We start from the raw sequence: 11612 nt of genomic DNA on the forward strand, positions 1-11612 counted from the left end.
TTGATGGGCCGGGCCCTCGGATATCAACCAAGTTTTCATTTTATCAACCAAGTCGCCCATTTATAAACCAACTTTCAACTATATCAACCAACTCCCTTCACTTATCAACCAATCTCCAAATCCCTCACCACACAAAAAAACCAATCCACAGCCCCTGCTCACAAGCAGCAACCATGAATTGGTCCAATTTCCATCATTCAATTAATCAATTATTTCATCCACTCCGTATGGAAAATACCTTCCTTATCCACACGTTGATACGTGTGAGCACCGAAGTAGTCACGTTGCGCCTGGATCAGGTTCGCAGGCAACGTCTCGGAACGGTAGCTGTCATAGTATGCCAGCGCGCTTGAGAAGGATGGTACAGGTACGCCGTGCTGGATGGCAACGCCAAGGATCTCACGAAGTCCACCTTGGTAGCTCTCCACGATCTCTTTGAAATAAGGGTCAAGCAACAGGTTAGCAAGTCCCGCTTCACGATCATATGCTTCCTTGATTTTTTGCAGGAATTGCGCACGAATGATGCAACCGCCGCGGAAGATCATTGCGATCTCGCCGTATTTCAGATCCCATCCGTACTCTTCGGATGCTGCACGTAACTGAGCGAAGCCTTGAGCGTAGGAGCATATTTTGCTCATATACAACGCTTTGCGCACGCTCTCGATAAATGCATCTTTGTCTCCTGTGAACCCAACAGTTTCTGGTCCGCGAAGGATGCCGCTCGCCTTCACGCGCTCTTCTTTCATCGCGGAGATGAAGCGTGCGAAAACGGATTCTGTGATGATTGGAAGTGGAACACCCAAGTCCAATGCACTCTTACTTGTCCATTTACCAGTTCCCTTTTGACCTGCTGTATCAAGGATGACATCCACTAGTGGCTTGCCTGTTTCGTCGTCCACTTTAGTGAAGATGTCTGCAGTGATTTCGATCAGATAGCTGTCGAGCTCGCCTTTGTTCCATTCTGCGAAGACTTCGTGAAGCTCTTGTGCAGATAGTCCTAGCACATTCTTCAATAAGAAGTACGCTTCACTAATCAGCTGCATGTCGCCGTATTCGATACCATTATGCACCATTTTCACATAGTGGCCGGCACCGTCCGGACCGATGTAAGTGCAGCAAGCGTCACCTTCCACTTTTGCGGAAATGCTCTTCAGGATGTCCTTCACTAAATCGTATGCTTCTTTCTGACCACCAGGCATGATAGAAGGACCTTTTAACGCTCCCTCTTCTCCACCGGATACGCCTGTACCGATGAAGTTCAAGCCAAGCTCGCCAAGCTCCTTGTTACGACGGATTGTGTCCGTGTAAAGAGTGTTCCCGCCATCGATCAGGATGTCGCCCTTATCAAGATGCGGTTTCAACGATTCAATTGTTGCATCCGTCGGTCCGCCCGCTTTCACCATCAGTAAAATTTTGCGAGGGGATTCCAATGATTGTACAAATTCTTCAATGTTGTATGTACCTTTGAAATTTCTTCCTTCTGTTTCTTGCAGGAATTCTTCTGTTTTTTCCGGCGAACGGTTGAATACGGAAACGGAATAGCCTCTGCTTTCAATGTTCATTGCAAGGTTCTTACCCATTACCGCTAAACCGATAACACCGATTTGCTGCTTTGCCATATTATAAAAACTTCCCTTCTTCAAGGTAATTTGTTTCGCGATAGTCCGAATTGAAAATACCATACAAAGCCACGTCGAATCAAGCTTTATACCTATTATAACCTATGTTCGGAGAGTGAAGCGTTTACACGGGTTGAAATTATTATTTCCTTATTCTTTTCCGTTCTCTTCCATCACATACCGCTTTGCCCATGCTTTCAAAAAATTAGTTCGCACGGCAAGAGTCGCCACCATCATGGCATCGGAGATTTTGCCTTTATCCTCTGTTGAGAAGGCGTCATGTTTTTGTAAAAAATGTTGGATTTCTTTTTTAATGTTATCTTCTGATAATAATTCGGTCTGGTTTATCAGATTTTCGTACATGCCTCCGTACGCTCTGTAAAACTGAACCGGACTGATGATATCATCTTCCCGCTCTACCGGGTTATTGAAAATAGAGCCTAACACCTTCCGTATCGCTTCAAAATCAAGCAGCACTTTCAGATCTTTAACTATAAAAAGGAGCGCCACCTGGTCGATAGAATACTTGCGCCCGACCTGAGGGGCACCTATATACTCTTTTATCTCGCGTTTTACCCAATTCTTCAGAGCGTGTTCCGTATAGTCCGTGCTTTCGAGTTGATTGCCGAGCCAGACGATATTGGACATCGTCAAGCCGACCTCCTCTTTCCCTTTTTTCAGCAAAAGATTTTGGAAACTTTTCGGCATGTCCTGTCTATTTTCAACAGAACGCACTCCATGTTCCAACTTCACCAAAAACTCCGCCATCTCCATTCTGGTCCACTCTTTCCCCATGGCCAAACACACCCTCTTCGTCCGTCATTCTTGCATTAATAGTAAAATGGTAAACCGTTTTCGTCAAATTATGTCAGACACTTTAATTGAAATATTAAACGTTTCAATCTATAATAAAAGCAAGAGAGATAGAGGTTCATAAGACCTCAAAACAATCAGGAGGAGAAACATGGCAAAGCGTATATTCTTTTTTATTTTAACGAACGTACTTGTGTTAACAACGATTTCCATCATCTTTATGGTGACTGGTGCAGGAAACTATATTCAAGACGGCGGAATTGACTATGGCGCACTATTGATCTTCAGTGCCATTATCGGTTTCACTGGTGCTTTCATTTCCTTGTTGATGTCCCGCTGGATGGCCAAGAAAATGATGAACGTGAAGGTCATCGATCCAGATGGTCCGATGAGTGGAAAAGAGCGTCAAATTGTTGAAATGGTTCACCGTATGTCTCGCGCTGCTGGCATTACGAAAATGCCGGAAGTCGGAATCTACCATTCTCCAGAAGTAAACGCATTTGCAACGGGTCCTTCCAAGAACCGTTCGTTAGTTGCTGTTTCCTCTGGTCTATTACAAGAAATGGATGATGCTGCCATTGAAGGTGTTATCGCCCATGAGGTTGCCCACATCGCCAATGGTGATATGGTAACAATGACTCTATTGCAAGGTGTTGTGAATACATTTGTAGTATTCCTTGCACGTATCGCAGCATTTGCCGTTTCCCGTTTTGTTAAGGAAGAAATGGCACCAATCGTGCATTTTATTGCCATCATCGTGTTCCAGATCGCATTCTCGATTCTTGGAAGTCTTGTGGTATTCGCCTACTCTCGTTACCGTGAGTTCCACGCAGACCGTGGAGGCGCAGACCTAGCTGGAAAAGACAAGATGGTTCATGCATTGCGTTCCCTTCAGGCTTACACTGGCCGTGTATCCGAAGAGAAGGACACTGCTATTGCATCCCTTAAAATTAATGGTAAGAGAAAGAGTTCCCTTTTCTCTACACACCCTGATTTAAATGAGCGTATTCGCCGTTTAGAAGCGAAATAATTATTTGCATATAAAAGAGGTAGCCGGATTAAAACGGCTACCTCTTTTTCTTTATCCTGCTATTATGTTGCGCTTCTCATTCCTCTTGAAATCAATGTCAGCAAGAATACGAAGATTGCTGCACCGATGATGGCTGGGACGATTGCAAAGTCAGCAATGACAGGGCCCCAAGATCCGAATAATGCGCGACCAATCCACGCTCCGACAAGACCTGCAAGCATAGCTCCCAAGATTCCTCCTGGCATTCCTCCTGGTGCGATGGCACTTCCGATCATACCGATTACAATTGCTATTAAAAGGGTAATTAATAATCCTAACATAATGTTTTCCTCCTCTTACTTTTATATTGTTTTACTTGTTACAGTGTATATTTCCGTTGGTAGAACTTTTTAAACTTCCAATAGAAATACTCGTAAAAGATTTCCTTTTTCTGTGCTATTATTAAACTAATTATATGATTGCAAAACACGTTTAATGAGAGGAGCAATCACATTGCCAGATATTCAAGATTCCGTTATTATTTCCAAGCCAGTGGAAGAGGTATTTTCCTTCGCCTCCAATTTGGACAACTCCACACAGGTCATGGAAAATGTGGTCGCTATCGAAAAGCTGACAGATGGTCCCTTAAATGTGGGAAGCAAGTTTAAAGAGACGCGCGAGATCCGTGGGCGCAAAGCCTCATCCATTATTGAGTTCACGGAATACATTCCAAATGAGCGTTATGCAGTAAAAAGCGAAACCAACGGGTTGAAGGTCATCTACTATTATGATTTTAAGCCTACTGTTGAAGGTGGCACGAAGGTGCATTTCCAAGGGGATATTCATACATCAGGGATCATTATGAAGTTGACCAAGCCAATCATCCGAAAAATCCTGAAAAAAGAAGATGGGGATCATCTTAACCAACTGAAGCGTCTGATTGAAGGTACAGCAGATGAAGTTGAAACGGAAAAAGAAGAGAAATAACCGGGCAGTGTCATCTGCCCGGATTTTTAATAAGAGGTAGCCTAACATGACCATGAGAAAATTTCTTGTCCCGACTATTATTACATGTGGAATATTCCTATTCCTGAGTCCTATCTTCGCACACCTGACAGACAATCTTCATCCCATTGTTCTCTTTGTAGTGTTTATTTGTATTTTGGCAGCAACCGTATCCGTTTATTTATTTGTGATGAACCTCTCGCTCACTATCCCACGAAGGGTATTTTATGGCTGCTTTTTCCTTTACACGATCGCCCTGCTCATTCTCCTATTCATACGTCCTAATGAACAAAGCATGGAGTACTTTAACCTAATGCCCTTTGATACCATCATTTTCTATCTCTCTGGTAAAGTCCACTGGGTTATTGCCTTCTATAACTTGGCGGCTAACATTGGCTTGTTTATTCCGTTTGGGATCCTTTTGAGACAGCGTACAGTTAACAAACTGATTCTTACCATCCTCCCGTTTCTGTTGGTAAGCGCGATTGAAATCACCCAATACCTGACACGCAGAGGGAGCCTTGATATAGATGATTTGATTCTGAATGTATTTGGATTTTATATCGGATACGGGCTGTATCCTTGGTTCCAAAAGGTGATTATAGTTAGGTAACCTTTAAAATAGGCTATAAACCGTTGCGCGCCTTCCACTACGATCAACTGGATTTCTGCATTTCCAATTAATTAACTACACACTTAGGAGGAGAGCCACTTTAAGCTCTCCTCCGTATTTTTTTTGTTACCTATGCTTCTTTCCTTTTCCTTTCTTCTTCTCTTGTACATCATCTAGTAGTATTGCGTTTGCAAGCAGACGGTAACTGTTTTCTGTGTGGGCTCGGAACAACAGGTCGTTTGCAAATAAGGTTATATTTGCACCGCTTTCAACTGTGGTTGTAAATGCCCATGTCTGCCCCTTTACTTTTTCTTTTCCAGGCCACCAGCCGGCAACGAAATAATCCTCCGTATCTTGCACTTGGATCAATGTTTCGGCTCCGTCTGGTACACTTGTAATCCATGACCCAGATGTACCGTATAAGATTTCCTCCGTCCCATAACCTGAAGTAAGGAAGGAGTCTGTGTTTACAAACGTTTTAAGGAGTCCTTCATGCGTGAATTTTGTGTGGGTAAAATCAAAGCCTTCCAGAATTCCGCTATGTTTTACTGCCTGAAGGACTCTGCCGCCAATGCCAATGTAAGATGTTCCTGCAGCGATAGCCTCATTATCCACCTGTCCTGTCGGGTCGACGATAACATCCGCTTCTTCTACACTAGTAATCTCAAAACCTAACTGCTTTAAAACAAACCGGCTTGCACCACTGCCAATTACGGCTACTTTAGGCGTTCCTTCCAGTTTTTCCACCTTCGATTTATTGTCTAATGGAACCACTTCCAAGTAGTAGCTGTCTTTAATCGCCATTAAATCCTTTCGGTGAATGACATAGTCGCCTTTGCTGTAGCCATTGCCATCAGCAGTAGCTACGCTTACTGATTTTCCTGTGCTTAACAGTTCGTTAACTGCTTTGACCGCTTCGTTGTTCACATTTTTAACAACATAGTGCCCTTTGTTCTTTTCCACTGCTGTTGTAGGATATTCAGCTTCTGACACTGCTTCCGCTACTCCTTCAAAAGCATCTTCTATACGTACTTCTTCGATTGTAAATCCACGCAGATCCGGGAAGTTTACGACGATGGCATCATACATGGCGTTCCAGTCTGAAATGTCATCCCCTTGATAAAGGACAGCATTCGCATATCCACGCTTCGCCTGCTTCATCGGTACAACATACGTACCTTCCGGATAGTTGATTCCGTCTATTTCTACCGTAGCAGTTGTTTTTTCTACTTTTATTCCATTTCTCAATAGGTACTCTACCATTTCTGCCGCTTCCCATTTATTCTTTTGAAGGTCGTGCATGGGAAGTACATAATATTCCGGGAAGAAGTTCTCATTTTCACCGCGGTCACGACCGATTACTTCACCTTCTTGATTAACTAGGTGCTGATCGACCGCCTGGTTATCTTCGCCTTCTACACCGCGTTTAAATAATTCTAGTTGTTGTTTGAAAAGGTCATCTTTATTTTCCAATACGAAATTTGTTGCCCCTAATCCAGTGTGTACCATGGCATAAAGGGATTGCTGATTTAATCCCGGCACCTCAATCGTATGCCCAAGTGAACCATGTAACATGGAATAGATGGCCGTGTATGCTGGCGTCATGTCATCCCAGCCATTTTCATAGTCCTCATAAGGAATAGCGTAAGATTCATAGTCAGAGTTTGCCACTCCTGCCTGTCCCATTGCATGTGCCTGTTCAAGCATGTTATCGAGCAACAGGTCATATTCGAAGTTCGGATTATGCGGTGGCGTGCATGGTTCTATTAAAAAATCATTCACATATCCATGCATATCCAAGAAGGACAACGGAGACCATTTGGCAATCTCTTCTGTTACATAAACGGACTCTTGTTGCGTTTGAAAAGCGTTATCCCGATTTAAGTCAAATCCGTTGATATTCGCACGTGTATTATGAACTCGTCCATCAGGATTATGGGTAAAATTAAAAAGAAAAATCACATGTTCCAACGCCTCTTCTACATTCAGCGTGATCTCCTTTTCAGCGCCACTCTCATCTACCGTTTTAAAAGTGATTTCCTCATCCTGTGCAAGTTTTCGGAACAGTTCAACCTGTGCGTCCACACCTTCCACTTCATCTGGGTGGATATTATTGAACCAGATTGGAACCTGATAATCTCCAATGGTTCCATCCTCTATTTTCCGCAAAAGCTCTGCCGGATTTTCCAAGGCTACAGGTAGGGTTTCATTCAAGTATTTTTCTACTGCAGCCTGGTCCTTTGCCAGTGTAATAAAATGAATGTCCCGTCCTTCATAGGATTGTCCAAGTGACTTGTATTCTATGAATCTTTCATTTTTCGTTTGAGCAGCTTCTGTAATTTCATTAAGTTCCGGCTTTAATTGCTCAAATTTCAAATATTCGTCATAAACATTGTATGTAATTTCTTTACTTAACTTTTCGCCAGTATCTTTATTTGTTACTGTCAAATCGTATGTAGCGATAAACTCCGGATATAGGACTCTTATATTTCTTGGGGCCAGATTATCTGTTCCAAATAAGAGGTCAAAGTCGAGGACTGCCTTAATGGTAGTGGTTTCCCCTACATATGCAGGTGGCTCTGCGAATGTAATGAACGGTTCTCCCGTATAATCGTTATCCTCTGAGTTGTAAGTTTTCCACTCTTCCAATGGCTTGTCACCAAAGGTCCATTCTAGCTTTTCAAGCGGGATCCTTTCTCCAAAATCAATTTGTACTTCCATCTGTCTTTTTTCCGTCATGGAAACGGTGGAAATACTTGTCGATATCTCTTCTTCTGCTACTGTTTGAATGATGCTTTCTGCCTGAGTCCCCTGCATTGGGATTGCCACAGATAGAAGCATCCAAACAGATAAGAAAGCAAAAAACGGCTTTCTCCAGTTCCAGTTCATCTCTCCAGCTCCTTCGTCATGTTCATGTGCAGTGAGTTTTCAATAATTTTAAAATTAAAAAAACTCCTGTTTAGAACGATACTAGTAGTGCCTGACGGTTCATAGAGACAAATGAAACGATTCTTTCTCCTACAAAAGCATGAAAAAAGACAGCCTCAGATGGACTGTCCAACTTCTTGCCTATATTACTTCCAAAACTCTACTTCTTTGCAAATCCCTGTTTTTCCATAAAATCTTTCATATGCATTCTTTTTGGTTCCCTCAGCATGCCCGCCATCTGGCTTGTCCATGTATCTGAACGTTTCCCCTGAGTGCGTCCATGATAATAGGCTGAAATCTCTTTGTTATAGTCCTCCAATTGCTCTTTGTACAACGTTTCATCCTGTTGGTACATCTCTTCATGGTAGATGTTCTCTAAAGGCAAGCGCGGCTTAACGCCGGTATCCTGTGCCGGATAGCCGATAGCAAGTCCGAACAAAGGTATGGTGTTGGCTGGCATTTTCAATAGCTCAGCAACCTCTTCAATATTGGTGCGGATCCCACCGATATAGCAGATACCAAGGCCCATGCTTTCTGCAGCAACAGAAGCGTTCTGTGCAGCGAGTGACGCGTCGATGACGGCTACCATGAACTTTTCCGTGCTTTCGATGGAGGCTGTGACGTCTGTCTCTTCCATTTCACCAATTAATGCGTGCCTACGGAAATCCGCGCAGAAAACAAGGAAGTGGCCATTTTCTTCTACATATGGCTGGTTTCCTGCAAGCTCAGCCAACCTTTTTTTCTTCACCTTATCTTTTACTCCAATAATGGAATAGGCTTGTACAAAGCTTGACGTTGAAGCTGCCTGTGCACTTTTAACAATTGTTTTTATTTGTTCATCGCTTAAAGCTTTGTTTTCAAATTTTCGAACGGATCGGTGCGAAAGAATGGTTTCGATAGTCGGATTCATGGTAATTCCCCTCCAGTAGTCTTTTTTCCATTGTACACAGGAGAGGAATCACTTTTCCACTTTAACCGCTCGCACTATTTATCCCGAGGCTTTAATCCATCCATCAAAAAGGAAATGGCCGTTTCTAGCTCTTGATCAAAATTCTGTTTTTGATCAAGAAAGCGTTGCGTGAAGATCGTTCCCGCAATGGTGGATACTGTAAACCGGATGATTGTTTCGGGTGGGAGATTTTTCAGCTCCCCTTTTTCCTGGAAGTGTATCACCACTTTTGTAAAGTTGGGAAGGATGACTTCCTTGAAGAGGGTGAAATATGGCTTTTGAAACTCTTCATGGAACGCCACTTCCTGGATGAATATTTTTAGGATTGGGAAGTTCTGTTTTATAAATTCATAGCGGTTGTATGCCAGTTTTCTTAGGAATGCTTCATAGCTGTCATACTCCCCCTCGAGCACTTCTTTGGAGAACGATTTGGCGAAATGTGGTGCGACAAACTTGGCTACTGTCGGGGATACGATGGACAGAAGCAATTCTTTTTTCGTTTTGTAATGCCTGAAAATGGTGCCCTCCGCTACCCCCGCCTTTTTGGCAATTTCATTCGTAGAGGTGGCGGCATACCCCTTCTCGGCGAATGTTTCGATGGCCGCCTCCAGTATTTTTCGATGCTTTTCACTCATTTTCTTTTCATCTTGATTGTTCATGCCTGCCCCTTTCCGCACTATGAACCTATGTCGGACGGTATTTTTTTAATGCTCTTATATTTAGTAGGATAAACAGAAGGGAGAATCCAAACAGCAGTAGAACGTTTCCGACTATTTCTTCAAGTCCCTTCCCTCTAATCATAATATCCTTCATCGCTTCCCCTGCATAGGTCAAAGGCATGACCAAGCTGATTTTCTGGAGCCAATCCGGCATGGCCTCAATGGAAAACAGGCCGGAAAAGAAGACTTGCGGCACGACAACTAGCGGAATGAATTGGATCATCTGCAGCTCGTTACGGGCAAATGCAGATAATAAGGTTCCAAGTGTCAACGCTGTAATCGCCACAGTGAATGTGACAAATAGGATGGAGAGTATACTTCCTGCCATCTGAATGTCCAGAACGTATATGGTAAACAGGACGATGATGCTAGACTGGATGAGGGTAAATATTCCGAAGCCAGCCACATACCCGGTCACAAGCTCCCACCTCTTGATCGGTGTAGCCATCAGGCGTTCGAGCGTCCCACTTGTACGTTCCCTGAGAAAAGAAACCCCTGCAATCAAAAAGACGAAAAAGAAAACGAAGAAGACAATAAGAAAGGGACCGATGTTATCAAACATCTCCATTCCTTCCGAACCGTATGCATACTGCACTTCAAACGATGTTCTTCTATCATCAGAAGGTTGACTCATCCCTTGCATTTTAAGTAAGATAGCCCGGTTGACGGACGGATCACTGCCTTCAAGTACTAGTTTTTCCTTTGTCAGAAAGGCATCGATTTTCGACTCTGATATTCTCTCCCATCCTTGTTCTTCATTATCTATTAAAATTATTCGAATATTGTCATCCTGAAAACGGGATTCCAGAAGCTGAGCCTCACCAACCAATCCAACTTCAATCTTTGGCTCCTGATCTGCAAATACCACATTCATCAGGGCCAAGATAAGCATAGGCGCAACAATCATTAAGCCCAGCGTTCTTTTATCCCGAACAAACTGGCGTAAAATACGGATGATTACAGCAGTAACTCTCATACTGTTGCACCTCCAAGCTTCAGAAATGCGTCTTCCATATTAGTCGTACCAGTAACCCTTTCCAGTTCTTCTGTACTTCCCACGGCAAGCAACTCTCCCTCTCTGATCATAGCAAGTCGGTCGCACTTTTGCGCTTCATCCATGACATGCGTGGTGACCAGTACAGTAGTGCCTTTACTAGTGAGTTCTTTCAGCTCCTGCCAGATGGACTTCCTCAATAGAGGATCAATTCCTACAGTAGGTTCATCCAGGATGAGGATTTCGGGGTTGTGAAGAAGAGATATCGCAAGGGACAGTCTGCGCTTCATCCCGCCCGAGAATTGCTGAACAGGTTTATGGAGGTGCTCCTGCAGGTTGACCAGTTCCATCACTTCCTGGATTCTTTTTTTCCTTTCTGTTGCTTTCATTTTATAAAGGGATGCAAAAAACTGGAGGTTCTCCTGGGCTGTCAGATCCTGATACAGAGCATCTGATTGCGCCATATACCCGATTCTTTCCGAGAGTGACAGGGTGGGCATTTTAACATTCAGCACCTCCACTGTTCCTTTATTGATGACTTGAAGACCGGCGATTGCTTTTACAAGTGTTGTCTTTCCCGCTCCTGATGGTCCTAAAAAGCCGAAGATCTCTCCTTTTTCTATAGTTAAGCTGATATTTTTCAATACTTCTGTTTTTCCAAACGAAATAGATAATTGGGATACAGTGCAGACTTGGTTGGACATTAGTTTACTCCTCTCTTTTAAGAAAAACCGAGAAAAACCGCCCGGTCCTTTTAAAGCTAAAAAATTTTAGTTGATTGGTTAATCGGCGCTGTTCCTTTCCGCAAATGGCTTCGCTTTCCACGGGGCGACCTTGAGCCTCCTCACTCCGTTGCGGGGTCTCAAGATTGTCGCTACTCCCCCGTGGGAGTCTTCGCCATTTGCTCCAATACACAGCTAGAAACCAGTTATCTCTTTAAGATAGTTTTTTAGTTAGCCTTTC

The 11612-nt window shown here is 43.4% G+C and carries 11 protein-coding genes; 3 read left to right on the top strand and 8 right to left on the bottom strand.

Translation table 11 applies throughout. The annotated features are described in order from the left end of the window. Positions 1–209 precede the first annotated feature (209 nt). Both gndA and AB685_RS09345 read right to left on the bottom strand, forming a co-directional pair. Complete coding sequence (gene gndA, locus AB685_RS09340; protein WP_047970303.1) at positions 210–1619, bottom strand: NADP-dependent phosphogluconate dehydrogenase; 1410 nt, start codon at positions 1617–1619, stop codon at positions 210–212. A 150-nt stretch (positions 1620–1769) separates the two neighbouring features. Then, positions 1770–2414 carry a DUF1836 domain-containing protein gene (locus tag AB685_RS09345; protein WP_128755829.1) on the bottom strand — a complete coding sequence of 215 codons (645 nt, stop codon included), beginning with the start codon at positions 2412–2414 and terminating at the stop codon, positions 1770–1772. Between the two features lie 169 nt (positions 2415–2583). Here AB685_RS09345 and htpX point away from each other — a divergent pair, with 169 nt between their 5' ends. Then, complete coding sequence (gene htpX, locus AB685_RS09350) at positions 2584–3462, top strand: protease HtpX (protein WP_047970304.1); 879 nt, start codon at positions 2584–2586, stop codon at positions 3460–3462. Positions 3463–3524: 62 nt separating this feature from the next. Here the strand turns inward: htpX and AB685_RS09355 are convergent, their stop codons facing one another. Beyond that, positions 3525–3782 carry a GlsB/YeaQ/YmgE family stress response membrane protein gene (locus tag AB685_RS09355; protein ID WP_047970305.1) on the bottom strand — a complete coding sequence of 86 codons (258 nt, stop codon included), beginning with the start codon at positions 3780–3782 and terminating at the stop codon, positions 3525–3527. 172 nt (positions 3783–3954) lie between these two features. Between AB685_RS09355 and AB685_RS09360 the strand changes: the two genes are divergently transcribed. Together AB685_RS09360 and AB685_RS09365 are read left to right on the top strand one after the other, a co-directional pair. After that, entirely contained in the window at positions 3955–4428 is a 474-nt protein-coding gene (locus AB685_RS09360; RefSeq protein ID WP_047970306.1) for an SRPBCC family protein, read from the top strand. Positions 4429–4474: 46 nt separating this feature from the next. Continuing rightward, complete coding sequence (locus AB685_RS09365; protein WP_053073771.1) at positions 4475–5059, top strand: VanZ family protein; 585 nt, start codon at positions 4475–4477, stop codon at positions 5057–5059. A 126-nt stretch (positions 5060–5185) separates the two neighbouring features. On the opposite strand, the gene AB685_RS09370 is transcribed toward AB685_RS09365, so the two are convergent. The 5 genes from AB685_RS09370 to ccmA form a co-directional block, all read right to left on the bottom strand. Next, complete coding sequence (locus tag AB685_RS09370) at positions 5186–7948, bottom strand: M14 family zinc carboxypeptidase (RefSeq protein WP_047970307.1); 2763 nt, start codon at positions 7946–7948, stop codon at positions 5186–5188. Between the two features lie 199 nt (positions 7949–8147). Next, a complete protein-coding gene (gene nfsA, locus AB685_RS09375) occupies positions 8148–8897 on the bottom strand; it encodes an oxygen-insensitive NADPH nitroreductase (protein WP_047970308.1) in 750 nt (249 codons plus the stop codon). Positions 8898–8971: 74 nt separating this feature from the next. After that, a complete protein-coding gene (locus AB685_RS09380) occupies positions 8972–9595 on the bottom strand; it encodes a TetR/AcrR family transcriptional regulator (RefSeq protein ID WP_047970309.1) in 624 nt (207 codons plus the stop codon). A 25-nt stretch (positions 9596–9620) separates the two neighbouring features. Next, a complete protein-coding gene (locus AB685_RS09385) occupies positions 9621–10631 on the bottom strand; it encodes an ABC transporter permease (RefSeq protein ID WP_047970310.1) in 1011 nt (336 codons plus the stop codon). After that, positions 10628–11353, bottom strand: coding sequence for a heme ABC exporter ATP-binding protein CcmA (gene ccmA / locus AB685_RS09390; RefSeq protein ID WP_047970311.1), 726 nt, complete (start codon positions 11351–11353; stop codon positions 10628–10630). The genes AB685_RS09385 and ccmA overlap by 4 nt, the downstream gene beginning before the upstream one ends. Between the last annotated feature and the right edge of the window lie 259 nt (positions 11354–11612).

The organism is Bacillus sp. LL01 (genome assembly GCF_001037965.1).

Bases quoted from the DNA above. Each gene is read 5' to 3' on its own strand.
- gndA (WP_047970303.1), bottom strand. From the start codon at position 1,619: ATGGCAAAGCAGCAAATCGGTGTTATCGGTTTAGCGGTAATGGGTAAG.
- AB685_RS09345 (WP_128755829.1), bottom strand. From the start codon at position 2,414: ATGGGGAAAGAGTGGACCAGAATGGAGATGGCGGAGTTTTTGGTGAAG.
- htpX (WP_047970304.1), top strand. From the start codon at position 2,584: ATGGCAAAGCGTATATTCTTTTTTATTTTAACGAACGTACTTGTGTTA.
- AB685_RS09355 (WP_047970305.1), bottom strand. From the start codon at position 3,782: ATGTTAGGATTATTAATTACCCTTTTAATAGCAATTGTAATCGGTATG.
- AB685_RS09365 (WP_053073771.1), top strand. From the start codon at position 4,475: ATGACCATGAGAAAATTTCTTGTCCCGACTATTATTACATGTGGAATA.
- AB685_RS09370 (WP_047970307.1), bottom strand. From the start codon at position 7,948: ATGAACTGGAACTGGAGAAAGCCGTTTTTTGCTTTCTTATCTGTTTGG.
- nfsA (WP_047970308.1), bottom strand. From the start codon at position 8,897: ATGAATCCGACTATCGAAACCATTCTTTCGCACCGATCCGTTCGAAAA.
- AB685_RS09380 (WP_047970309.1), bottom strand. From the start codon at position 9,595: ATGAACAATCAAGATGAAAAGAAAATGAGTGAAAAGCATCGAAAAATA.
- AB685_RS09385 (WP_047970310.1), bottom strand. From the start codon at position 10,631: ATGAGAGTTACTGCTGTAATCATCCGTATTTTACGCCAGTTTGTTCGG.
- ccmA (WP_047970311.1), bottom strand. From the start codon at position 11,353: ATGTCCAACCAAGTCTGCACTGTATCCCAATTATCTATTTCGTTTGGA.